Consider the following 24,430-nt stretch of genomic DNA (forward strand, 5'->3'; position numbering starts at 1 on the left):
CTCAAATACTATCCAGTTGATTGCACATACTTTATTTTACTAAGTATATATTTTGTTTTGGAACTTCTTTATGAGTCACAATCCAGCGATTATATTGATTAATAAAAATTCCGATTCCAAACAAATACAATATCGTGCCTAGACCTAGACCAATTACGTGCTTTTGAAAAATTATTATAGGTAGACTGATGGATAACGGAATGAACGTACAAATAATACTTCCTAATGTATAATTGTTCATTAGCTTCCCAAATGCCTTCAACAAATAATCAGACGGCAAATACACTGTGCTTGATTGAAAATAAATACTTATAGCTACTGCCATAAGGTTGAGCCCGATTAATATATATAAACAACGAATCCATATATTCTCTGGTACATACATTATTTGATGTATGTACACAAAAATATCAATTAGCATTCCAAAAACGAAGGTAAGAACTATACTTTTGATAATCATCAAGAAGGTAAATTTTATTTTCATCAAATAACTAAGCATAAACGAACAGAAATTCAAAAAAATAATGCAGACACCAATCGAAAACGGTAATATAGACGCCAGATTTTCACCAGCAGCTGCCCAAGGGGCGCTTCCTAGGTTGGCTATGATCATAAAACTATTTCCTAAAGCATTTAACATAATAGAACAAACAAACCATAATGTGTTTACAGGTAGTTTTCTCATCATAACCTCCGATATTTCACGATATTATTTTGTATCTTGCTCTAAAATTCACACCCCAAATATAATAGGGACGTCCCTGGGTGGATAGGGACGTCCCAACTTGAAATAGAAAGTACTCTAATTTACAGATTCTTTTCTATCACTTATATATTTATACTTTTTTACATATCCTTTGGTTAAAATCAACTAAACTTCGATTATAGGTTGGTTATTACAATTGATTAATACTTTCCTTTAACGTATTAACAATAAAAGTAAAATCATCTTCTGTAATGCTTAATGGAGGTGAAAGTTGTAAAATATTATTATATCCTGCAACGGTATCTCCGTTTTTACCAACGATGAGACCTTTTTCTTTGCAAATTGCCATTACTTTGTTTATTTTTTCAATCTTAATTGGCTCTTTTGTTTGCTTATCTTCTACTAGTTCAATCCCTAATAGAAGACCTTTTCCACGGACATCGCCTACGTTTGGATGTTGCTTAATCTCTTCTAGTTCTAGTAATAGGCGTTCACCTAGTTCCTTAGAACGTTCAACCAGGTTTTCATTTTCTAAAATTTCCAAATTCTTTAACGCTACGGCACAAGACGCAGGGCTCCCGCCAAATGTATTGACATGACGTAAACGGTCATATTCATCATTACCTACATAGGCTTCATAAATTTCCCTTTTCACAGCTGTTGCTGAAAGAGGAAGATATGCACTTGTCAGACCTTTCGCCATTGTAATAATATCCGGCTTCACTCCATAGTTCATAAATCCAAATGGTTTACCTGTTCGGCCAAATCCACAAATGACCTCATCACAGATTAGTAGCGCACCATGCTTCTCACAAATTTCTTTCACTTTTGCCATATAGCCATCAGGTGGCATTAAAATGCCTCCACCAGTAATAATTGGCTCCATAATAACACCCGCTATGGTTTGGCTTAATTCCCATGTCATAACACGATCAATTTCTTCGGCACTTTGCAGTGTATGAACATCATCTGGATTACGGTACGTGTCTGGTGGCGCTACATGTAGGAATCCTTGACCTAATGGCTCATACTTATACTTACGCTGTGCTTGACCCGTTGCAGCTAGCGCTCCCATTGAATTCCCGTGATAAGCGCGGTAGCGTGAAATAAACTTAATACGATTATGATCACCTTTTTGTTGGTGATATTGACGAGCAATTTTAAAAGCTGTTTCATTCGCTTCCGATCCGCTATTCGAGAAGAAAATGACGTAATCATCACCAAGCCACTCATTTAGCTTTTCTGCTAATTTAATTGCTGGAACATGGCTTTGGGACAATGGAAAATATGGCATTTCCACTAGTTGTTCGTAGGCTGCTTGAGCTAGTTCTTTTCGTCCGTACCCTACATTTACACACCAAAGACCAGACATTCCATCTAAATATCGTTTTCCATCAATATCCGTCACCCAAGCTCCTTCTGCTTCCTTAGCAATTAAATTAGCTTGATTAGGATTAGCCCCTCTCATCGCATGCCAAAGGTATTTTTCATCTGTTTGCTGTAAATTTTGTTCTGTTGTTTGCATTGTCATCAACTCCATTCTATTTTTTTAGTTATTAAGGAAATTTCATGGAGAAAACTCGACGAAATTCCTGGTACAAATTCACCGATACGAATTTGATTCTTTTTAATAACGAGCAGTAAGCATTTTCTTACGCGTATAGAATTCTACGCCATCTTTTCCATTTGCATGAAGATCGCCATAGAAGGATTTCTTATAACCAGAGAATGGGAAGAACGCCATTGGAGCAGGAACTCCAAGATTGACACCAAGCATACCCGCATCAATGTCTTCCCGGAATGTACGAACAGCATTTGCACTATCTGTATATAAGCATGCACCGTTGGCAAATTCGGACTTGTTCGTCAGTTCAATTGCTTCATCTAATGTATCTACACGAACAATAGATAATACTGGAGCAAAGATTTCATCCTGCCAAATTTTCATTTCTGTTTGTACGTTATCAAAGAGAGTAGGGCCAACAAAGTACCCGTCTTCACTTGCTGCTGCATCTTTTCTTCCATCGCGAATGAGAGAAGCGCCTTCACTTTCACCAATTTCAATATAATTTATTGTTCGTGCCTTATGGGATTCACGAATAACCGGCCCAAGGAATACACCTTCATCCATACCGTTTCCAATGGTAATTTCATCTGCTGCTTTCTTTAGACGACTTACTAATTCGTCAGCAACATTTCCTACTGCAACTACAACAGAGGCAGCCATGCAGCGTTCACCCGCGGATCCAAATGCAGCTCCAATAATATTTGTGACTGCGTTATCTAAATCAGCATCCGGCATAACGATGGAATGATTCTTTGCTCCTGCAAGAGCTTGGACACGTTTGCCATTTGCCGCTGCTGTTTTGTAGATATACTCAGCTACAGGTTGAGATCCTACAAAGGACACAGCCTTTACATCTTCATTTTCCAAAATGCCATTCACTACGTCATGTGCACCATGTACGATATTAAATACTCCATCAGGCAGGCCTGCTTCTTTAAACAATTCTGCTAAACGATTCGCTAGTAACGGCGTTCTTTCAGATGGTTTTAAGACAAAAGTATTTCCACAAGCAATCGCGAGTGGGAACATCCAGCATGGAACCATCATCGGAAAGTTAAACGGTGAGATTCCTCCGATTACCCCAATTGGATAACGATACATTCCTGATTCAACACCAGTAGCGATATCCGGCAGCTGCTCTCCCATCATTAACGTTGGGATACCTGCGGCAAATTCAACACACTCGATTCCCCGTTGGACTTCTCCGTACGCTTCCGCATAACTTTTACCATTTTCTAAGGTTACTAATTTAGCTAATTCATCCCAGTTCTCGACTAACAATTGTTGATAGCGGAATAAAATACGTGCCCGGCGAGGCACTGCCACTTTACTCCACATTTTGAATGCTTCCTTTGCAACGGCAACAGCCTGATCTAAATCCTCACGAGTAGAAATCGGCAGACGAGCAATCACCTCTCCAGTTGCCGGATTAGGAACTTCCTCAATTTTTTCAGTTGCTGATTCTACCCATTGTCCTCCAATAAAGTTCTTTAATGTTTGGACCTCTTTAATTAATTCCATGATAAATCCTCCTAATGTTTCATTTCTTGAGCTAATTATAATAAGCAGCCTAACGACAATCATTAGACAATGTGTAAAATATCGTTTGAATATTTTCTGCAATAAGGGTCTATTTTCCATGAAGCCATTTACATATGAGCAAAAAAAGAAGCCCATATGCGGGCTTCGAAAAAACTTAGGATGATTTCATTTGGTATGTTATATCTGAAACCGTTTCAGATATATATTCATAAGCAGAAATAGCTACCTCAATAGCTTGACGTTTATAAGCTTCCATGAAGTCATCACCAATCAGTTCAACTATTTTATCTAGTCGATGATAAAGTGTTTGACGAACAATATGAAGCTGCTCTGCTGTTTCTTTTTTAGCACCTTTACATTGCAAATAAATTTTCAATGTTTTTAACAGCTCACCATTTTTCTTTTGGTCATACCCTAATATAGGTCCTAAATAATCTGATATAAAATCATTTAGAACTCCCTTTTCGTTTGCTGTTAATACTAATCGAAAAATATATAAATCCTCATAGAAATAGCTGCTAAGTTTATTTGACATTTTTTCACGGAATTTCAGTGTTTCTTTTGCTGTATCATAGCTGTTTTTAATGAAATGTAATTGACTGACCATTTTTCCAACACCTAAGTACGTGTTTGATTCCTTTACCTTCTTCATAAATTCAGATTTCTTAAAGCAGTCAATGCCATCCGATACCCTTTTCTTCATATCATTTGTTTTCCATTTATTAATGAGAATAAATACCATTTGGTTTTTTTGTAGGTGGGATAACAGGAAAATCCCCCGTTGTTCAAAAATCGATCGAAGGTAGACCAATAAATAATTGAATTCTGGAATCGCTTCTTCTAGATTATCAACTTTGCAGAGTAAAACAGTGCATCCATTTGACTTTAGATTCGGTTCAATTTCTAAAAGATGACGATTGATTTGTTCATTACTATACTCGCCTTCTAGCCAACAGCTTACCCATTCTGCTTCTTTTGCCTTTCTTTGCTCTTCTACATATAGCTCACGCAAAAGGCTCTGCGCTAATGCTGTTGCACTGCGGTCTAAAATTAAAGATTCATATTCTGTAATGGTTTCAGACTCTGATATGATGAATACATCCGCAAAAGTATGGTCCATCGCTTGTACAGATTGATGAGCAATATTCATATGTTTAGATCTGTTATTATCATTCAAGAGTTGAAATAGTTTCTCTTGTTCTGCCGGGGTTTTCTTAGATATGACTTGCACCTTGCCTTGGTTTGAAATATAGAATACGGTCATTTTGATATGATCATGTAAAAGCTGCAGGATTCTTTGCTGTGAATTAGAGGAAAGGAGCAATTGATTCAGACTATTGGAATATTCCTCTAAATCGGAAAGAATTTGATAATTTTTCTTAATTAAAAGACTATGAATTTCTTGCGTGATGTCAATGAACCGTACTTTCTTCGGGAAAACAATGATTGGGAAATGATGAGTATCAGCTAGTTTGATTACTTCTTGAGGGATTTCAGATATATATCGTCCCAATTCAATACAGAGTCCAGCGGCATTGGAATCGATAGACTGTTGAACGATAGAAAGAAAAGTTTGATTATTCCCTTCCCATCCAATTCCTGTAGAAAGAATCAATTCATTCCCATTTAATAGATTTTCTATGGATGTTAATTCTAGAATATGAACCCATCGGACATGTCGATCAAGACCTGATTTCCCTGCTAATACTTTTGCATGTTTAAAATGCTTATTCTGCATAATTTCTTGCACGGATAATTTCACTTCAAATTTCACTGCAACTCCCCCGTTCCTCTTGATGTCATTTTATTAATTAATCATTGATTGTTACACAAAATGTAAGAACTAGATGTAACCGCTTTATTTATTATTCAAAAAAATAATATATGGCAATCTTTATTATTTTAGAAAAATGTAGTTACTTTAGACAATATTCCAAATCTTTTTAACTTTGCGATTAATCTAAGTATATCTTAATCATATACATGAGTAAAATGAATGTTTATAATATAATACATGAGAATAACTAATAAATGAGGAATAAAGACCATGACACTTAGCAGATACGAAATTTTCTTTACGGTTGTTGAATCAGGAAGTCTAACAAAAGCAGGGGAACTATTAAAATTAACTCAATCAGGTGTTAGCCATGCCATTACTAGTCTCGAAAATGAATTTGGTTTTTCTTTACTAACCCGAGGGAGATCAGGCATTCAGCTAACGAGTAACGGGGAACGTATCATTACATATATTCGTGAGGTCCTCCTCATAGATGAAAGAATGAAACAAGAAGTGGCAGCCATAAATGGTTTAGATATTGGTATAGTGAAAATAGGTACCTTTACAAGTGTTGCATCACAATGGCTGCCCCATATTATTAATCGGTTTGAACATGATTATCCCGGAATAACCCTAAAATTATTTGAAGGTGACTATTCAACACTAGAAGAGTGGGTTTTACAAGGAGTCATTGACTGTGGGTTTCTCACCTTACCTACTCCAAAATCCCTTGAATTTCATCCTTTAAAAAAGGATAAAATGCTTTGCATCTTATCAGATCAGCACCCACTTCATTCACAAGAACAAATATCCTTTAAACAAATACAAGCAGAACCCATGATTTTGCCCAAAGAAGGCTGGGACAACGAGATACAGCAGATTTTTAGAGAAAACAATATAAAACCAAATATAAAATTCAGGGTATCCGATGACCAAGCCATCAAGTCTATGGTACAAGAAAATTTAGGTATCAGCATAAGGCCTAAAATGACTTTAGCTCATATTCCCGATAACGTTCGAATTCTTAATTTAGAAAACGATTTTTTCCGTATTATTGGGATTGCTACAAAACCTAATATGTCACCTGCCACAAAAAAATTTATGGATTGTGTTCACTCGTGGTTAAGTGACCATAACCTATTGGATTTCTAGCTATAAATAAAGTGACTCAAAGGTTTTTCCCTTTTGAGTCACTTTTGTTTTATAGCCAGCTAAGTAAGCGGTTAACAAATTTCCTTAATTTGAGAAAAGCGAATGGAGTATACCTGTTGGTTCTCTCCTTTCAAAGAAAGTGTTTGTTGATTTATATTAAGGTTGCAAACATGACCTTTACATGTCTGTGTTAGTCCGTCCTTGTAATAATTAATGGTAATTACACCGTCTTTTGCCAATCCTCTTAGAAACATGTACTTTTCTCCCTTCTTATTATCAATACAACTAATTATATTCTTACGTAAAAATACTAACATTAGACGTTATGTCATTACTTTTTTGAATTTTTCCTACACTATGGTTATTACGCAGCTTTTGGGCTTATTAGTTAACGAGGCGAAAAAAGAACATTGCCAGCTTTACATGTAAAAAAGCCATACTGAGATCAGATGTCTCGGTATGGCTTTTCTTAAATCTATTCAACTACTTTATATCTTCCATGCTCTGTAGAGATGACATATTCAGGCTTAGGCGGTTTGCCTCCGTGCTCTTTCATTTTATTTTTATGTCCTGCAATATGCTCTGGGCTTTTTTCCCATGCTTTCCAAGCCTCTTCTGACTCCCAGCGAACAATTACTAATACCTCTTCTTCACCGTGACGAACATTTTTTACCAGTAATTCACGACCTAGAAAGCCTTCTCTCTGTTCTATTAATGATGGCCCTTGACCTGGCTTCTTTTTAAAACGTTCAATAACTTTATCAGAATTTCCTTCTGTAACTGTCCATTTACGAATTTGTACAAACATTTTTCTCTCTCCTTTTACTTCACACACACCAAATCGATAATGAGAATCATTATCAAATAAACAATAACAGCCTATTTTATTATTTGTCAATATTAAGTTAAATTGGATTATTTTAAATAAAAAAAGCCGAAATACATTCGGCCTACTGTTCAATGAAAGAATTAGAACAATTTCTCCCTTTTTGTTTCGCTTGATAAAGAGCTTTATCTGCTTCAACAATAAATTGGTCAATCGTCTGTTCCTCATTAGGGATTATGGTGTTCACGCCTAAGCTAACCGTCACATATTGACTAACTGCCGAACCTGAATGTAGGATATTTTGACTTTCAACCGCTTTACGAATCATTTCAGCTGTAAGTTCCGCTTCCGCACGTTCGGTTTCAGGAAGGATGACACCAAACTCTTCTCCGCCATATCTAAACACCATGCCTCTTGTTTTCTTTGCAGTCACATCAATCGCATTTGCTACTTTTATTAAACAATCATCCCCTGCCTGGTGACCATACGTATCGTTAAACTTTTTAAAATAATCAATATCAAGCATAATAAGTGAAAGGGCAGCGGAGTTTCTTAAACCAAAACTCCATTCCATTTCTAACCGTTCATCAAACGTTCTACGATTCCAGACTCCTGTCAATCCATCTTTTGTAGAAAGTTCTTGCAAGACTCTATTCGTCTCTTCAAGTGTTTGTTCGACCAGTTTCCTTTCTGTTATGTTTCGTGAAATACCTATCAACTGCGGTTCATCTGGCTTTTTACCTTCCAAACATTTAAACGAGGATTCAAACCAAATGTACACCCCATCTTTTCTACGGATTCGATACGTAGAAACGACATAACCATTCTTTAATAAAATTTCATGGTTCCCTCTAATCATTTCTAAATCATCCGGATGAATAAATAGATAGCCGTCATACCCAATCACTTCATTGTCTTCATATTGTAATATTTCTTTTCCCGCAGGCGAGACATATAAGTATTTTCCAGAAGAGTCATGTATGGTGATCATATCAGTGGAATACTCCGCAATCATACGAAATCTTTCTTCACTTTTTTCTAATGTCACAATATAATTTTCTATAATTTCATTCATTTGATTAAAATTATCACATAGTTCCTGAAATTCAATTGCTTCTTTTTCATATACATGCTTATCTAAGCGATAATTAAAATTACGCTCGCCAATTCTTCTTGTTCCTTCTAACACTTTCCGAATGGGGCTCTCGATTTGAGTAGATACCAGTATAAGCAGTATGTACCCTATAAGACTTCCAAGTAAAACAACGATTGAAAACATAAATGCCATATGATAAAACGGCTCGTAGATTTTGCTTTCTATGATTTCCCCTATGATTAGCCATTGATTATTATGTACCCACCGATAATTACCTAAAACTCTTTCCCCATTTTTAGTTTCGTATAAATGAGTAATAGGTTTTCCTGCTATTGCTTCTTTATATATTTTTGTACTAATATACTCTCCAATTTCACCTTGACGCGATTCCGTTATTAACATCCCATTTCGATCAACTAAATACGTTTCACTTGACTCGTCATGAAATTGATTCATGACGTTATTAATAGTAACTAGTGGAACTGCTCCGAATATTAATCCTCTAAAACTGCCATTTGAGTCATATATAGGGTTAGAGAATATAATAATTTGCGAATGAGACTGTCTCCCTATTAACACATCTGTTACAAAGGACTTCCCTTTCTTTGCTTGCTTAAAGTATTCTCGATCAGATAAATCAATTCCTGTCGGCCCACTTGTATCAATTTCTGTCATTCCCTCTTCATTGATATACACGACCCCATTAAATTCGGAATGGCTTTGATCAAACGATTCTAATGATTTTGCCATGAGTTCCAAATCAAAGGCTTTCACAATCGGAAGTTCAGAAAGAGCCTGAATGTTCGCCATTTGCTCTTCAAACCAATTGTTTATGACCACTTGTTGTAACTGAATCGTCTTTTCAATGGTAACATTAGCATCCTCCCGTTTCTGTTGTTTTCCAAGAAATACAAAAGGAATAGATGCCATTAACACCATCAGTGCAATAAAACATAAAAACCAAGATTTTAGTCTTCCCTTTAAACTTACAATACCTAAGCGATTAAAAATATTGCTAAATAACAAAATGTTCTTCTCTCCCTAAAGTGATTTCATATGTATTGGTTCCATAAACTTCTTTTACGTTAGGCTTTTAAATCTAAAGAATCGTTCATAGGGATTCATATAACTACAAACAAATTTCATATTTAGTAAACAGGAGAATCAATTCATAATATTTCGATATATTTAAACCACTACAATAGTACCATAAATATATTTCTTTATAGTATAACAATCTATCATAGTTTGAAGAATATACCATAGATTTTAATCACAAAAGATAAGCGACAAATAGCCCCACCTTCATAAGGGTTGGGGCTATTTGTCGCTTATCTTTTAAGCAGCAGTCTTTCTAAAGTTACATTACCTATATAGTTAATCTAGCGTATAATAAGCTTCCCTCATTCTTTATAATCAGAAACTTTAGACGATCAACTGATTCTTAATTCTTCAAAAAAACAATATTGATTTTTTACTTTTCTTTTTGCCTCATACAACCATTGGGAAGTTCAGTTAGCTGATCATAATAGGCTAAATGAATTGCCTCATTTTGACCATTTGTATCTGGTGTATTATCCGAAGGTTTATACAACCACACTCAATTCTTAGCAATCAACCTATCAATGGTCTGTGATACATCTTGTAAAATCCTATTCCATTTTTCTCCTAAAATTTTGCTTAATCCAATATGGAACATTATCTCATAAGGCTCCACTCCTATAAGATACCCCTTTATTGATTCTTTCTGTTGATACAATAATTGAAACAAATGAAAGTTATGCACTGAGATGTCTAAAGTTTGATATTCATGTAAATTGGCAAGTGGATAAACGGTAAACTCCCCTGGTTCGTTTCCTGAAAATACAGCATCCACAATGATGACAAATGTAGCGTTCATTATTTGATCCATGCAGTAATCAATATCTGATTCTCCAATCAAAAAAGATACATGAGGTGTACGATTCATTTGGGATAGTTGCTCAATTAGATAAATTCCAATTCCATCATCCATCATTAATATATTGCCAATACCTAAAACAAGTATTTTTTCCATTAAAACACCTTTATCGTTTTTACTTGTTTACCTGGACTATATACATGAGTCGCACATGACATACACGGATCAAAAGAACGAAGAATTCTGCCAATTTCCGCAGGTTTATCTGGATTCTGAATGGGTGTACCGACTAAAGCTTCTTCAGCAGTACCTCTATAGCCATTATCATCCCTAGTTGAAAAATCCCATGTAGAAGGAGTAATGATTTGATAGAAGGAGATTTTCTTATCTCGAATCTTTAGCCAATGGCCTAGTGCCCCTCTCGTTGTATCCACTAACCCCCTTCCAGATGCTAATTCTGGAAGTTCATATTTTTTTTGCACATCTACTCCTGGAATGATTTGCTGAAGTAATATTTTCATAATTTCTGTGATTTTCTTTGCTTCTAATGCTCTGGCAATTGTTCGATCCATAGCGGAGATTCCATTGTTATACGCTCCACTTAATATTAATCTTGCCAGCGGTCCGACCTCAAAAGGGAGACCATTATATCTTGGTGCCTTCACCCAGGAATAAGCATTTTCTTTGTCCATATCGGGCTCTGTCACTTCTTCATTCGGTTGATTGCTGTTGGTTAGTGATTTGAAATAGGAGTAATCTATTTTTTCTTGAATTTTACTTTCATCAAATGATTCAACAGATTCCATTGTGGATACAAGCGGATCTACATATAGTGTGCCTAACTCCTTATAATGATTAAAAGCACCGTAGGTTAAAAGATTGCCATACCCTCCGCCTAATCGAAAATAATCTGCATAAAAGCGCGCAATGTCATACACATCCGGAATCATTTTTTCATCTATAAATCTGGTAATTTTCCCTAATATAGAATCGATATGAACCACTTTCTCGGCTGTTGCCTGTGTTGTAATCCCTCCAATAAAAACCCCATGATTATGGGGAGCTTTACCCCCTAAAACGGCTAACATCTCGTGAGCAAGACGACTAAACTTGAGGGAATCAAAGTAATGCTGTGAAATCCGGTCATTCATGTTTTTAGGTAATCGAAAATCGTCATGGTCTGACTGGAAAAGAGAATTTTGTTCAATCTTTACAAAGTCAGGAACAGTATATTGATAAAAGTGGCGGATATGATTTTGTAAAAACTCACAACAATGGATGATGTCTCGTAAATATTTTCCTTGTTCCATTGGTTCAATGTTTAAAGCATCCTCTAAAGCACGGGATGACGCCATTGAGTGAGCTGCAGAGCAAATGCCGCATATTCGCTGAGTAAAATAAACAGCATCGAACGGACTTCTGCCTACTAACATTTGCTCAAAGCCGCGAAATAAATTTCCTTTTGTTTTGACATCAACAACTTGATTCTGATCGATCACCACATCAATTTCCATAAAACCGCTAATTCGTGTCAACGGATTAATCACGATTCTCTTACTCATTCTTCACCACCCTTGTCGTGTCATAGCTAATGAACGGCGCCATGGCATCTGGAAAACCAAACTGAGCACAGCCAATGCATGGGGTATCATCTCCAATCGGCCAATTCACATGACCATTCCATTGTCTTGTTGGACAATCCACTCTCGTCACAGGGCCTCGGCATCCAAGCTTAAACAAACAGGTTTTATCCCCCAATTTTTCAGCAAAAATCCCACGGTCAAAAAACGGTCTTCTTGGACAACGATCATGGATAAGCGTGCTATAAAACATTAAAGGCCGGTCTAGGTTATCTGTTTCCGGCTCTCCATATAATAAAAGATGTGCTAATGTCCCTAAAAACCAGTCTGGATGAACAGGACATCCGGGAAGTTTAATCATCTTTTTGTTTGGCAGGACCTGTTGCAGCCCAACAGATTGGGATGGATTGGGTTTTGCTGCTGATACCCCTCCATGTGTGGCACAAGCCCCCACTGCAAAAATATGTGAAGCCTTTTCTCCGAGCATCTGTGCTGCTTGAAGGCCTGTAAGAGGCTTCCCTTGCCAGCTGCCGATAATATTGTATAAACCATTATTTTTTAAAGCCACAGCTCCTTCAACTGCCAAAATATACTCTTCGTCCATCGTTTTTATTAGTTTCTCGATGGCACGCTCTCCTTCAGCAGCCATTAAACTATTGGAATACTTAAGATCAACCATTGAATTTAACGTGTACTCAAAATCAGGATTCTGCCCGTTTAACAAGGAAATGATATTACCGGAACAACCATTTAATTCTAAATAAATGAGGTTTCTTTTCTTGATTATCCCCTTTTTGAGGCTCTCCAGCGCCGTACTTGTTAACCTTTGGGCAATGGCTTCATTTGTTAAAGACTCTGGGGGCAAGATTTGTCCTTCCATTAAACTAACCTCCCTACAACGGGTAATGTAGCTAAGATTGATTGTTGCCCTGCATGACAAGAAGCAAATTCCTGCGTATAATCTTTGCCTGCAATTAAGCCAAAGTGGGTAGCCGCAGCCCAGGCTCTGTTGTTTGTCACATCATAGACAATGCCATTGACCGCAACATAAGCAGGCCTCCCATTTTTCCCATTAAATGTGGCCAATTCCCCAATTGTAAACGTTCGTTGATTCGACTGTGATATAGGTGGAGTGGGTAAAGGAGTCATGGGTGGAATTTGTGACTGATTTAAATTCCCTGAAGAAACTGGAATAAATGGTTGCGAAGGTAAAATAGGATAACTAGTCTTCGCTTGATTTGCCAGATATTCACTAAGAAACTGAATTGTTGATAGTGCATCCCATAACCGTTGAAGAATTTGCGGCTTCATGGAAGTATCACTCAATGTAGATAATGTATAGATATCATGACGTGCTTGTGTAACAAGATAATTGATTTGCATTCTAATCATTTCGATGTTTTGCATGATGTTCTCCCCTTTAGGCGATTTCCCCCTATCCTATGCTTCCATATCAAAATGATTTAACAAATTCTAGGCAAAATCTGGCCAGATAGGCGATTAAGCCTTCTTGTTGTACCGACAGCCGTTTTTAAAAGTAGTTTCCCAGATTGAGCATGAGAGGATGTAATTTGACCAATCACACTTGCATTCCTTCCCAACTCATGATTCTTCAAGATATCAAGTGCCTTTTGTTTATCATTTGAATCAACAATCATCACTACTTTTCCTTCATTTGCTAGATAAAGAGGATCATAACCTAAAATATCACATGCACCTTGAACATCCTTACGTACCGGAACAGAAGCTTCATCTATTTCAACTGTAAAATGAAAGTCTTCACATAGCTCTACTAGTGTTGTAGCTAATCCACCCCTTGTCGGATCCCGCATAATCCGAATTCCTTTGATTTCTGCTAAAAGTTCATGAATCAGGTGGTTTAATGATGCACAATCACTCTTAACATCGGTGAGCAGCCCAAGCTCCTGGCGTGCACTCAGGATAGCGATTCCATGATCCCCAATTGTACCGCTAACGATGACAGAGTCTCCTTCTTGAACCATTTCAGGTTTCAATCGATGCTCTTCTTGGATTACACCGATTCCTGTCGTATTAATAAATAGACCGTCCACACTCCCCTTTTCAACTACTTTTGTATCACCGGCAACAATATTCACCCCGGATTTTTCTGCTTCCCCTGCCATAGAGTGAACAATCTCTTTAAGATTTTTTATTGGAAACCCTTCTTCAATCATAAATCCAGCAGTTATCACGTGAGGAATCGCACCACTTACAGCTAAATCGTTCACTGTTCCTGTTATCGCAAGCTTCCCTATATTACCACCTGGAAAGAAAATAGGCTTTACCACGTAGCTATCTGTTGTTATAGCAATGGTTTGTGAAGGAATAGGTAGAATCGCAGAATCAAACTGTGTTTGCTCTGAATGTCCAAATGATTGGATAAAGACCTCTTGTATCAGTTGATGAGTTAACTCTCCACCTTCTCCATGGGCTAAACTAATTCGCTGCACCAAGGTTACACCTCCCTCATGAATTGATAATGTGCCGCACAGGTTCCTTCTGTTGATACCATACAAGGTCCAATTGGGTGAGTGGGAGTACAACCTTTATTGAACAGCACACACTCTTCTGGTGTAATCAACCCCCGAACAATCTCACCACAGCGGCATTTGGTAACTCTCGGCTCCCCGACCAATATGTTAAACTTCTTTTTCGCATCGTACTGCGCATATTTTTCTTTGAGAACTAATCCGCTTTTGGGAATCGTACCCATCCCTCTCCATGCTTCGTCATCCGCTTCTAAATATTCTTCCATTAAACATTGAGCAGCTGTATTTCCTTCATCTCTTACAACATATGTATAATCATTGATGATTTTAACCTTTTTTTCCAACTGAAGATGCAGGAGCTTATAAATCCCACTGAGTAACTGAACCGGTTCAAAACCAGTAATGACACCCGAAATAGCATATTCTTCTGCTAAATAACGGTAGCTCTGTTTTCCTAAAACAACGGAAACATGACCAGGCAAAAGAAATCCATCAAGTTTTACTTCTCCTGAGCAAAGAAGGGCTCTTAAAACAGGCTCCACCAATTTGGTTGTCATCCATATCGAATAGTTTTTTAAGTCCCTACTTACTGCATCACGAACAGCAAGAGCGAGAATTGGAATGGTTGTTTCAAATCCAATTCCTAAAAAAATGACTTCCTTATCAGGATTTTCCTCTGCTATTTTCACACTATCTAATGGAGAGTATATGACTCTGATATCCTTTCCGTCTGTTTTCGCTTTCATTAAGGTAGACTTCGAGCCCGGAACACGCATCATATCACCAAATGTACAAAGTATGGTGTTAGGTTCTTCCGATAATTGGATCATTGCATCAATGGACTTTTGATCTGTGACACATACAGGACATCCCGGCCCAGCAATCAACTGTACATAATCTTTCAATCTCGTTTTTATTCCCGTTTTGGCTAATGCCATCGTATGTGAACCACATACCTCCATAAATACTGGAATTCTGCCTTTTTCTTCTTTAAATCTCTTCGCTAAATCGATAACCGCTTCAACTGAATCACGAGTTAAGACCGGATCTGAAAAAAGGTCCATGTTTGTCATCTAACACATTCCTCCATTCTTCAATACTTTCTTTAGCAAATTCCTCATCCACTACAGTCATGGCCTGCCCCGCATGGAGTAAAACATAATCATCAATCCTGACCTCTGGAACAAAAACAGTCCCTACATACATCCTCGAACCCATCACATCTACTAAAGCTCGTTGCCCTTCTATTTCAATGACTTTAGCCGGTACTCCTAGGCACAAATCCATTCACCACCTTCATTCTTTTATCAACCTTACAACTGATGAGCAGCAATAATGATTTGTCCTAATGACAAACCTCCATCGTTACATGGGACATTTCTGTGTGTATAGACGTTAAATCCTTCTTTTTCAAGACCTTTTTGAATCTCGCTGGCTAGAAAAACATTTTGGAAGGATCCTCCTGAGAGTACGACTGTTCTATTTAATTCCGGTCTGTTCCTCAATAGTTTTGAAACCACCTGTATACCGCAAGACACTAATGTCATATGAAATTTCTGTATGATTGCGGTAATGGATTGTTGTTGAAGTTTGTCCTGAATAATTTGATAAATCATAGGAGATAAGTCTAGTTGTAGTAGGTTTGGAGTATTTGTTTTTATATGAAATGAATATTTCTCATCTGTACTTTCAAGCACAGTTTTATTCATATAATCAGATAATTTAATCGCTGCCTCTCCTTCATACGTTGAAATTGAACAAATTCCGAGAATGGCACTAATGGCATCAAATAAGCGGCCGCATGTTCCAGCCATAGGTGTATTCATCTGATGGACTATCATTTGTTCCATCATGTTTATTTCTTTTAATCTCTCAGGAAAAAGTTTCATACATAATTCTTTCCCCTCTTGCGGCCAGTAATAAAGCAACATCCCAACTGCATTTCTCCACGGTTCTTTCACGGCCTTTTCTCCACCTGGAAGAGGAGTGTATTTCAGGTGAGCCAGTCGTTCAAAAGATTTTGCATCTCCATATAGAAATTCAAATCCCCAAATATTTCCGTCTTCCCCATATCCTGTACCATCTAATATAATGCCTAAACAAGGCTCGTTAAAACCGTTGTCTTCCATACAAGATACATGGTGTGCATGGTGGTGTTGAATGGATATGATGTTACAATCAAGTTCTTTTACAATAGAAGTGGAAGCGTATAGCGGATGCTTGTCGACGGCCACATTCACTTCTTTAACCCCTAGAAATGCTTGATAATGATGGAGTTGTTTTTTGAAGGAATCAATCATTTCTTCATTTTCTAAATCACCTATATGAGAACTCATGACAATGCTATTCTTTTTTCCGACAGAGAATGTATTCTTTTGATTACCACCTAATGCAATAATTTGGTCCACATTGGATGTTGTTTTACGTGGCACTGGAAAAAAGCCTCTCGCACGCCGTACAAATATCGTATTTTTTCCATCATATTGAACAACTGAATCATCAATGGGAAAATTGATTTTACGGTTATGAGTTAAGATATAATCACATATGTTTTGTAAGTATTCTAAATGGTCATCACGATATAAAATTGGCAGACCAGATGGATTCGCACTCGTCATTATGATACATTCCAACTTTTTATTTTCAAATAAAAGATGATGTAATGGGGTATAAGGCAGCATCACTCCAATAGTCGATAAACCTGGAGAAATATTTGATGGTAATATTCCCTCACTTTTTCTTTGTAAAATAACGATTGGCATTTCGGAGCTAGTAAGGATATCTTCTTCATAACTGGAAATAAAACAAAGTTTTCTTACCACTTCTAAAGACTTGGCCATAATAGCCAGTGGTTTCTGTGGTCGCTTCTTTTTAAGCCTTAATTGGTCAACTACCTTCTCTTGGTAAGCATCACATGCTAAATGGAAACCGCCTATTCCTTTTATTGCAACAATCTTTCCTTGTTTGATTAGATTAACTGTTTGGATGATGGCTGATTGGTTTTCAGCCAAAGATTCCCCACGTTGGTTATAGAGCGTAACAGTAGGTCCACAAACTGAACAACAAATAGGCTGAGCATGGTGCCTTCGATTGGTTGGATTTTCATACTCTACTTGGCAATCATGGCACATCGTAAATACCTTCATTGTCGTATTTGAACGATCATACGGAAGACGATTGATAATCGTATAGCGCGGTCCGCATTGAGTGCAATTAATAAATGGATATTGAAAACGTCTATTAGATGGGTCCTTCATTTCTTCTAAACAATTCTCACAAATTGCGGCATCACTAGGTATCCAGGGAATAGACCTTCCATTTTCCTGACTAGGAATAATCGTAAATTCTTTGTATTGGGCTAGCGGAATTTGATGAATGGTTACCTCATTAATTTTTGCTAATTTAGGTGGGTACCTTTTGATTTCGTCCAACATCTTCTCTAACTGCCCTTCCTCTCCTTCAGCCAAAATAATGACACCATCAAGATTATTTTGGACCGTTCCATTGAAATGATATTTTTTTGAAAGAGCGTAGATAAATGGACGAAAACCAACTCCCTGTACCTTTCCTTTCACGATTATTTTTATGGCTTTGTACATTGACGCTGGGCATCCTTTATCCAATGAATCCATTCCTCCATCCCTTCACCTGTTTTGGCTGATAATGCTTTGAATTGCGCTTGTGGATTAATTTCTTTTAAGTTTTTTTTCGCTTCTTCTAAATTGAAAGATACAAAGGGAAGTAGGTCGATTTTATTGATGATGGTTATATCTGTACGTCTAAACATGACGGGATATTTCGGAATTTTATCGTTGCCTTCGGGAACACTTAAAACGACCACTTTATAATCTTGTCCTAAATCATAACTAGACGGACAAACTAAGTTCCCAATGTTTTCAATAAAGAGAATATCAATCGTATCTAGTTCAAAATCTGGTAATGTTTTCGCAATCATCCTTGCATCAAGGTGACATCCTCCTACTGTATTAATCTGAACTGTTTTGACTCCTAGTGAACGTAATCTTTCTGCATCCAGTTCCGTTGCTAAATCACCTTCAATCACAGCCATATGAAACTCATTCATTAAGGCTTTAATCGTTTCTTCTAGTAAAGTCGTTTTGCCCGCTCCTGGAGAGCTCATTAAGTTAATGACAAGAGTATGATTCTTTTTGAATGTTTCTCTATTGAATGCAGCAGCCAAGTGTTGATTTTTTAACACATCTTCTTGCAGCTTGATTTTCACCGCTCATCACTTCCTTCGTATGATTCAACCCTAAAGGTTTCACCGGAAACGAGTAAACAATTTGGCAGCCTGCACTTTGGACATAGCGCCATTCTATAGTCGGGTGTAAACTCAAACAAACAGGTTTGACATTTTGCTTTCGCCGCTTCACGTATAATTTCGAATTTCGTATGTTCATCAAGAATGCCTAATCCTTGTTTTTGAAAATGGAAAAACGCTAACTCTAGTGCATCAGGCAGTACATTTGATAAATCACCAACAATCACATCTATTTTATCTACTTTACTAAGACCATGTAATCTAGCATCTTCAGAAACTATTTTAATTATCTCCAACATAAGTGACATCTCGTGCATCCTTAACACCTTCTTTTTTTCTCTCCTAAATGTTTATTCCTGGCTTTATTAAAAAGAACCTTATTAACATACCACTCACGAGTTAGTAGAAGCGGACATGGGAGTAAAGGAAATTCTGCTGTGTTAGCCATTTAACACAACCATAGATATTTTTATTCATAGAACGCAAAAATGCCTCCCATCAGTTCAGATAAACTGATGAAAGGCATTTAAATATAATTCCATTTTATCTTTTTAAAAATATGAGCCTGTCCAAAGGAGCGGCTCTTTACTCACTATCAAAATTCTTTGACGCAAAGTTATCAAGCAATGTGCGCACTTCATCTGTTGACTCTGTGCTCATTAATTGATTTCTTAATTCACTTGCCCCTCGGAATCCCTTGACATATATCTTAAAAAAGCGATGAAGAGCCTTGAACGAACGCAGCCCTAAACTTGAATATTTATCATGAAGATCCAGATGTAATCTTAACAAATCAAGCAATTCTTTACTGCTATGATCTTTCGGCTCTTTTTCAAAGGCAAATGGATTATTGAAAATACCACGCCCAATCATCACTCCATCCACACCATATTGTTGAGCAAGCTTCAAGCCAGTTTGACGGTCAGGAATATCTCCATTAATCGTCAAAAGTGTATCTGGTGCCACTTGGTCACGAAGTTTCTTAATCTCCGGGATTAGTTCCCAATGAGCATCCACTTTGCTCATTTCATTTCTTGTACGCAGATGAATAGAAAGATTAACAATATCTTGTTTCAATATGTGTGTCAGCCAGCCCTGCCATTCGTCTACATCACTGTAACCAAGCCTTGTCTTTACACTTACGGGCAATCCTCCCGCTTTGGCTGCTTGTATTAAATCTGCTGCCACTTCTGGACGACGGATAAGGCCGCTTCCCTTCCCGTTCTGTGTCACATTAGGTACCGGACAGCCCATATTGATATCCACACCCCGGAATCCTAGTTCAGCCATACCAATACTCATCTGCCTAAAGTTTTCAGGCCTATCTCCCCATATATGGGCTACTATTGGCTGTTCATCCTCCGTAAAAGTCAAACGCCCGCGTACACTCTTGATTCCCTCCGGGTGACAATAACTCTCACTGTTTGTAAACTCTGTAAAAAACACATCAGGTCTGGCTGCTTCACTCACTACATGGCGAAAAACAACATCCGTCACTTCTTCCATTGGTGCCAGTATAAAAAAAGGTCGTGGTAAATCACGCCAAAAATTATCTATCATCTTTACATTCAAATCCTCTCATTATGAGATACTAGGTCAACCGTTCTCCCAAAATTAAAAAGCAGAATGTCCCTGCTTCCTTTACACTTATACCATGCCTAAGCACTTTTTATCAAACTGATTGGAAATATTTATTTTCACCAAATCTGGGTTTGTGTCAGAAATTTTTATTTTAACTTCACAATCGCAAAAATAATCTCCTGCTAAAATCCACCCCATGAACCATGCATTCCACTGTTCGAATGAAAAATAAAGTTTTGCTAAAAAGACTGAAAAGAAAATGGGAAGAACACTGGGTTGACATGAGTTTAACAGGAAAAAGACCTCGAAATCGCAAAAGTATTCTTTAACGAAATCAAGGCCGGATTAGCAAAAGCTTATTTTTAAGGTTACACGTTTAAAACGAGTTGCGCCACACACCCGACATGTCCGGAGTGTATGCGGCAACACATGGGATGTTGGTGAGTTTTTATCATTAAAAACAAAATCAATCTATATTCACGTTTCCTGAGCCCCGAAGCATCAAATCATTGACGTACTGGGGGCCGGGAGTCTCTATTACAATAGGTCTCTTCTCAAATCTTCTGCAGATTTTGGAGACAGATAACCAGGTGCAACATCAAAAACCGTTTTTGCACCAGCTTGTCCTTCTTTATTTAAACGATAAGCTGCTCTTGCATATGCCACTAGTACACTAGCTGTAAATTCAGGGTTACTATCTAAGTTCAGCGAGAATTCAATAATTTGGTTATTGTCTTCTCCTGTTTTTCCGCTTCGAATGACAAATCCACCATGTGGCAATTTTGAATGGTTTTCTTTTAATTCTTCTGCTGTAATAAAGTTTACTTCTGTATCATAGTCAGCAAAGTAGTTAGGCATTGTTTTAATGTCTTGTTCAATTTTTGCCTGGTCATATCCTTCTTCTGCTACCACATAACAAACACGTCGGTGTTTTTCACCTGTAGATAATTCAGGATTTACTCCACTTTTAACCTTCTCTATCGCTTCATCAATCGGTACTGTATACTGAACGCCACCTACTACACCCTCGACTCTACGAATAGCGTCTGAATGCCCCTGGCTCAGTCCTTTTCCCCAGAAGGTATAAGTTTCACCAGTTGGTAAAATGGATTCAGCCATTAAACGATTCAGAGAGAATAAACCAGGGTCCCAGCCAACAGAAATAATACTAGTCTTTCCACTTTCTTTAGCTGCTTGATTCACTACACTAAAATATTCAGGAATCTTTGCATGTGTATCATAACTATCGATTGTGTTAAACAGTCTGGCAAAATATGGTCCTTGATCTGGAAGATCTGTTGCTGAACCTCCACATAAGATCATCACATCAATTTTGTCCTTATATTCTTCTGCACTCGAAATATGCAAAACCTCTACATTTGGCTCATTTATTGAAAGATTTTCAGGTGCTCTTCTTGTAAAAATAGCCACAAGCTCCATATCTGGACATTGCTTGATTGCTTCAATCGTTCCTCTACCAAGATTACCATAGCCTACAATTCCTACTTTAATTAGATTACTCACAACGCTCTCTCCAATTCTATCTTTTCTTTACTTTGCATTATAGATTCATTATTTAAATACTCATAAGCAGAATCTTATTTACCTTAACCCATTCTAATATTTTTTCAATTGTATCGTCCATAAAAATGTTAATTCATTCACCTAATCCTTGCAAATGAATGGTTTACTTTAATATAAGTTGCGCAACACACTCCACATGTGAGGTCTGCGGAAACATATCAACTGGCTGAATGTATTCAACCTTGTATTTTGCTGCTAATACATTGATATCCTTAGCTAAAGTGGATGGATTACAGGAAACGTAAATGAGCTTTTTTGGTTTGACTTTCAAAATCGTCTGTAATAACTGCTGGTCAAGTCCTGTTCTTGGCGGGTCTACGATAATGGCATCTGGTTTCCAGCCTTCTTTAACCCATTTTGGTAAAATAACCTCTGCCTTTCCCGTTACATATTTTGCATGTTTGATTCCATGGCGGGCAGCATTCTTCTTAGCATCTTCAATGGATTCTGGGATCACATCCATGCCGCGAATTTCTGCTGCTTTATCAGCCACCCATAGACCAATAGTTCCTACACCGCAATAAGCATCCACTACTTTTTCGCTTCCAGTAAGATTTGCTGCCTTTTTTACTTCATTGTACAGATTTACCGTTTGTTCTGGGTTGAGCTGAAAAAACGTTCTTGCCGATAGTTCAAAGTTTAAATCGCCCAATGTCTCTTGAATAAAATCTTTTCCTTCCAGATTAACAGTCTTTTCACCAAAAATGAGGGATGTCTTTTGACCATTAATATTTTGCATAATTGATTTCACATTCGGGAGTCTTTTCTTAATCTCTTCAATCAAAAGCTCTTTCTTTGGAAGCTCTGATTTTGCCGTAATCAAGACGATTTGCAGTTCACCTGTTTGAATTCCTACCCTTGCAACAATGGTTCTGACAATCCCCTTGCCAGATCTTTCATTATAAATGGGAATCTGTAGTTTTTGGAGGACTTTTTTTACGGTTCCAATCGCCTTATTCGTTTTTGGATGCTGCACCACGCACTGATCTATATTTATGAGACTATGGGAATTCATACCGTACAAGCCGGCAAGGACTTTTCCATCTTTGTGACCAACTTGAAATTGACTTTTATTTCTGTAATTCCAAGGATTCTCCATCCCCATTGTCTCTCTTATATCCAATTGTTCAATTGGTAACTTTGTATGCCGCTCGATAGACTGAATCACAATATCTCGTTTTTCTTTTAGCTGCTGGTCGTATTGAAGATGCTGCAGCTGACATCCGCCGCATTCCTCATATACAGGACACTGGGGCTGCACACGAAATTCAGATGATTTGCGAATGTTCTTAATCCTTGCCTCTGTAAATTTAGGATGAACCTTTGTTGCTTCTACTACAACCTCTTCTCCAGGTAAGGCTCCAGGGACAAAGACCACTTTTCTTTTAAAATAACCTACGCCTTCCCCATTAATTCCAAGTCGTTTGATTGTTAATGGAAAGGTTTGATTTAACTCAATTTGGACATCTTGTTCTTTCTGCATGTTTATGTTCACTCCATTATTTACAGTATCCATGAAATATGTACGATTGACGGTTTAAGGTGTCATCCCTTTTGGCGGGAAAACCATACGGCAAATAATTTTTGCCAATTCGACACAATCCGTCTTCAGCCCGCTCTCTTTTTCTTTCTTTGGTATATTTTCCAGTATAACCAAAATGGACCAAGCTACCATTTCCAGTTCTAAATCAGGCCATGTTAACCCCTTTTCTTTTGCTTGCTGGAGTCCCGTTAGGATCCTCGCATGCCAATTTTTTCTTGATTGTATTAATACTTCAGCTAATTCAGGGTCCCGAATGATTAATTCAGGCAGCACTTGGTGCAGACCTATTTGTTCGAGCTGTTTGAAATGACTTTCTAGAATGGAGGCAAGGAATCGTTCAGGATTCGCCATAACCCATTTAGGTTCCGGGGGAAGCATTTTATCTAATTGATTTTGTAATAATGATAATAGCAGCTGGCGTTTATCGGAAAAATATCGGTAAAAGGTGCCAATTGCCACCCCGGCATGTGTGGCAATTTCCTTAGCCGTTGTGGGCTCATAGCCATTCTTAATAAACAATTCACGACCACTCTCAAGCAATGAATTCCTTTTTTGCTGGGCCCTTTTCTGTTGGGGTACATAAGGAAAAGCCCCAACGAGCTGCCGGTCTTCATGCTCAGACATACAATCACCTCTGCTTAATAGTACCACAGAAGAAAAGCTGAACCAAAGTTCATTTTTATTGACACTAATTAGAATCGATGTAATACTTGAACTGTGGTTCATGTTTTATTCAATTTTAATTTCACCCCTTGGATTGTTGAATAATTCATGTTCCGTTTTT

22 protein-coding genes are annotated in these 24,430 nt (G+C 37.5%); 1 reads left to right on the forward strand and 21 read right to left on the reverse strand.

Annotated elements, in window-relative coordinates:
- Positions 1 to 31 precede the first annotated feature (31 nt).
- The 4 genes from F4V44_RS01650 to F4V44_RS01665 form a co-directional block, all read right to left on the reverse strand.
- On the reverse strand, positions 32 to 688 hold the full coding sequence (locus tag F4V44_RS01650) for a hypothetical protein (protein WP_223881752.1): 657 nt from the start codon (positions 686 to 688) through the stop codon (positions 32 to 34).
- A 208-nt stretch (positions 689 to 896) separates the two neighbouring features.
- Positions 897 to 2,231: an aspartate aminotransferase family protein gene (locus tag F4V44_RS01655; protein WP_150438245.1), complete on the reverse strand. Its 1,335-nt coding sequence runs from the start codon at positions 2,229 to 2,231 to the stop codon at positions 897 to 899.
- Positions 2,232 to 2,333: 102 nt separating this feature from the next.
- Positions 2,334 to 3,794 carry a CoA-acylating methylmalonate-semialdehyde dehydrogenase gene (locus tag F4V44_RS01660; protein ID WP_150438246.1) on the reverse strand — a complete coding sequence of 487 codons (1,461 nt, stop codon included), beginning with the start codon at positions 3,792 to 3,794 and terminating at the stop codon, positions 2,334 to 2,336.
- A 175-nt stretch (positions 3,795 to 3,969) separates the two neighbouring features.
- Complete coding sequence (locus F4V44_RS01665; RefSeq protein ID WP_150438247.1) at positions 3,970 to 5,589, reverse strand: PucR family transcriptional regulator; 1,620 nt, start codon at positions 5,587 to 5,589, stop codon at positions 3,970 to 3,972.
- 273 nt (positions 5,590 to 5,862) lie between these two features.
- Between F4V44_RS01665 and F4V44_RS01670 the strand changes: the two genes are divergently transcribed.
- A complete protein-coding gene (locus F4V44_RS01670) occupies positions 5,863 to 6,744 on the forward strand; it encodes a LysR family transcriptional regulator (RefSeq protein WP_150438248.1) in 882 nt (293 codons plus the stop codon).
- 71 nt (positions 6,745 to 6,815) lie between these two features.
- Here the strand turns inward: F4V44_RS01670 and F4V44_RS01675 are convergent, their stop codons facing one another.
- From F4V44_RS01675 to F4V44_RS01755, 17 genes are all read right to left on the reverse strand, one after another.
- On the reverse strand, positions 6,816 to 7,061 hold the full coding sequence (locus tag F4V44_RS01675) for a YolD-like family protein (RefSeq protein WP_396897467.1): 246 nt from the start codon (positions 7,059 to 7,061) through the stop codon (positions 6,816 to 6,818).
- Positions 7,062 to 7,219: 158 nt separating this feature from the next.
- On the reverse strand, positions 7,220 to 7,552 hold the full coding sequence (locus F4V44_RS01680; protein WP_150438250.1) for an antibiotic biosynthesis monooxygenase family protein: 333 nt from the start codon (positions 7,550 to 7,552) through the stop codon (positions 7,220 to 7,222).
- A 142-nt stretch (positions 7,553 to 7,694) separates the two neighbouring features.
- Positions 7,695 to 9,692: a diguanylate cyclase domain-containing protein gene (locus F4V44_RS01685; protein WP_150438251.1), complete on the reverse strand. Its 1,998-nt coding sequence runs from the start codon at positions 9,690 to 9,692 to the stop codon at positions 7,695 to 7,697.
- A 574-nt stretch (positions 9,693 to 10,266) separates the two neighbouring features.
- Complete coding sequence (locus tag F4V44_RS01690; RefSeq protein WP_150438252.1) at positions 10,267 to 10,722, reverse strand: hydrogenase maturation protease; 456 nt, start codon at positions 10,720 to 10,722, stop codon at positions 10,267 to 10,269.
- On the reverse strand, positions 10,722 to 12,128 hold the full coding sequence (locus F4V44_RS01695) for a nickel-dependent hydrogenase large subunit (RefSeq protein WP_150438253.1): 1,407 nt from the start codon (positions 12,126 to 12,128) through the stop codon (positions 10,722 to 10,724). Before F4V44_RS01695 ends, F4V44_RS01690 begins: the two co-directional genes overlap by 1 nt.
- Complete coding sequence (locus F4V44_RS01700) at positions 12,121 to 13,026, reverse strand: hydrogenase small subunit (protein WP_150438254.1); 906 nt, start codon at positions 13,024 to 13,026, stop codon at positions 12,121 to 12,123. Before F4V44_RS01700 ends, F4V44_RS01695 begins: the two co-directional genes overlap by 8 nt.
- Entirely contained in the window at positions 13,026 to 13,553 is a 528-nt protein-coding gene (locus F4V44_RS01705) for a cytochrome b5 domain-containing protein (RefSeq protein ID WP_150438255.1), read from the reverse strand. Before F4V44_RS01705 ends, F4V44_RS01700 begins: the two co-directional genes overlap by 1 nt.
- Positions 13,554 to 13,609: 56 nt before the next feature.
- Complete coding sequence (hypE, locus tag F4V44_RS01710) at positions 13,610 to 14,620, reverse strand: hydrogenase expression/formation protein HypE (protein WP_191090520.1); 1,011 nt, start codon at positions 14,618 to 14,620, stop codon at positions 13,610 to 13,612.
- A 2-nt stretch (positions 14,621 to 14,622) separates the two neighbouring features.
- Positions 14,623 to 15,729 (reverse strand): hydrogenase formation protein HypD, encoded by a 1,107-nt coding sequence (gene hypD / locus F4V44_RS01715; RefSeq protein ID WP_150438256.1) that lies wholly within the window; start codon positions 15,727 to 15,729, stop codon positions 14,623 to 14,625.
- Positions 15,686 to 15,937 carry a HypC/HybG/HupF family hydrogenase formation chaperone gene (locus tag F4V44_RS01720; protein ID WP_150438324.1) on the reverse strand — a complete coding sequence of 84 codons (252 nt, stop codon included), beginning with the start codon at positions 15,935 to 15,937 and terminating at the stop codon, positions 15,686 to 15,688. The genes hypD and F4V44_RS01720 overlap by 44 nt, the downstream gene beginning before the upstream one ends.
- Positions 15,938 to 15,969: 32 nt before the next feature.
- A complete protein-coding gene (gene hypF / locus F4V44_RS01725; RefSeq protein WP_150438257.1) occupies positions 15,970 to 18,255 on the reverse strand; it encodes a carbamoyltransferase HypF in 2,286 nt (761 codons plus the stop codon).
- Positions 18,240 to 18,899, reverse strand: coding sequence for a hydrogenase nickel incorporation protein HypB (gene hypB, locus F4V44_RS01730; protein ID WP_150438258.1), 660 nt, complete (start codon positions 18,897 to 18,899; stop codon positions 18,240 to 18,242). Before hypB ends, hypF begins: the two co-directional genes overlap by 16 nt.
- A complete protein-coding gene (locus F4V44_RS01735) occupies positions 18,896 to 19,246 on the reverse strand; it encodes a hydrogenase maturation nickel metallochaperone HypA/HybF (protein WP_223881753.1) in 351 nt (116 codons plus the stop codon). Before F4V44_RS01735 ends, hypB begins: the two co-directional genes overlap by 4 nt.
- A gap of 277 nt (positions 19,247 to 19,523) precedes the next feature.
- Positions 19,524 to 20,498, reverse strand: coding sequence for a tRNA dihydrouridine synthase (locus tag F4V44_RS01740; protein ID WP_150438260.1), 975 nt, complete (start codon positions 20,496 to 20,498; stop codon positions 19,524 to 19,526).
- A 558-nt stretch (positions 20,499 to 21,056) separates the two neighbouring features.
- Positions 21,057 to 22,043: a diaminopimelate dehydrogenase gene (locus tag F4V44_RS01745; protein WP_150438261.1), complete on the reverse strand. Its 987-nt coding sequence runs from the start codon at positions 22,041 to 22,043 to the stop codon at positions 21,057 to 21,059.
- Positions 22,044 to 22,206: 163 nt separating this feature from the next.
- Positions 22,207 to 23,586, reverse strand: a complete 1,380-nt coding sequence (gene rlmD / locus F4V44_RS01750; protein ID WP_150438262.1) for a 23S rRNA (uracil(1939)-C(5))-methyltransferase RlmD — start codon at positions 23,584 to 23,586, stop codon at positions 22,207 to 22,209.
- 54 nt (positions 23,587 to 23,640) lie between these two features.
- Positions 23,641 to 24,270: a TetR/AcrR family transcriptional regulator gene (locus tag F4V44_RS01755; RefSeq protein WP_150438263.1), complete on the reverse strand. Its 630-nt coding sequence runs from the start codon at positions 24,268 to 24,270 to the stop codon at positions 23,641 to 23,643.
- Between the last annotated feature and the right edge of the window lie 160 nt (positions 24,271 to 24,430).

Source organism: Niallia endozanthoxylica (assembly GCF_008710145.1).
Lineage (GTDB): Bacteria > Bacillota > Bacilli > Bacillales > Cytobacillaceae > Bacillus_BD > Bacillus_BD endozanthoxylica.

What these genes read in the sequence shown, in the direction of transcription:
- F4V44_RS01650 (WP_223881752.1), bottom strand. Translation starts at nt 688, where the DNA reads ATGATGAGAAAACTACCTGTAAACACATTATGGTTTGTTTGTTCTATT.
- F4V44_RS01655 (WP_150438245.1), bottom strand. Translation starts at nt 2,231, where the DNA reads ATGCAAACAACAGAACAAAATTTACAGCAAACAGATGAAAAATACCTT.
- F4V44_RS01660 (WP_150438246.1), bottom strand. Translation starts at nt 3,794, where the DNA reads ATGGAATTAATTAAAGAGGTCCAAACATTAAAGAACTTTATTGGAGGA.
- F4V44_RS01670 (WP_150438248.1), top strand. Translation starts at nt 5,863, where the DNA reads ATGACACTTAGCAGATACGAAATTTTCTTTACGGTTGTTGAATCAGGA.
- F4V44_RS01675 (WP_396897467.1), bottom strand. Translation starts at nt 7,061, where the DNA reads ATGTTAGTATTTTTACGTAAGAATATAATTAGTTGTATTGATAATAAG.
- F4V44_RS01680 (WP_150438250.1), bottom strand. Translation starts at nt 7,552, where the DNA reads ATGTTTGTACAAATTCGTAAATGGACAGTTACAGAAGGAAATTCTGAT.
- F4V44_RS01690 (WP_150438252.1), bottom strand. Translation starts at nt 10,722, where the DNA reads ATGGAAAAAATACTTGTTTTAGGTATTGGCAATATATTAATGATGGAT.
- F4V44_RS01695 (WP_150438253.1), bottom strand. Translation starts at nt 12,128, where the DNA reads ATGAGTAAGAGAATCGTGATTAATCCGTTGACACGAATTAGCGGTTTT.
- F4V44_RS01700 (WP_150438254.1), bottom strand. Translation starts at nt 13,026, where the DNA reads ATGGAAGGACAAATCTTGCCCCCAGAGTCTTTAACAAATGAAGCCATT.
- F4V44_RS01705 (WP_150438255.1), bottom strand. Translation starts at nt 13,553, where the DNA reads ATGCAAAACATCGAAATGATTAGAATGCAAATCAATTATCTTGTTACA.
- hypD (WP_150438256.1), bottom strand. Translation starts at nt 15,729, where the DNA reads ATGACAAACATGGACCTTTTTTCAGATCCGGTCTTAACTCGTGATTCA.
- hypF (WP_150438257.1), bottom strand. Translation starts at nt 18,255, where the DNA reads ATGTACAAAGCCATAAAAATAATCGTGAAAGGAAAGGTACAGGGAGTT.
- F4V44_RS01735 (WP_223881753.1), bottom strand. Translation starts at nt 19,246, where the DNA reads ATGTCACTTATGTTGGAGATAATTAAAATAGTTTCTGAAGATGCTAGA.
- F4V44_RS01740 (WP_150438260.1), bottom strand. Translation starts at nt 20,498, where the DNA reads ATGATAGATAATTTTTGGCGTGATTTACCACGACCTTTTTTTATACTG.
- rlmD (WP_150438262.1), bottom strand. Translation starts at nt 23,586, where the DNA reads ATGCAGAAAGAACAAGATGTCCAAATTGAGTTAAATCAAACCTTTCCA.
- F4V44_RS01755 (WP_150438263.1), bottom strand. Translation starts at nt 24,270, where the DNA reads ATGTCTGAGCATGAAGACCGGCAGCTCGTTGGGGCTTTTCCTTATGTA.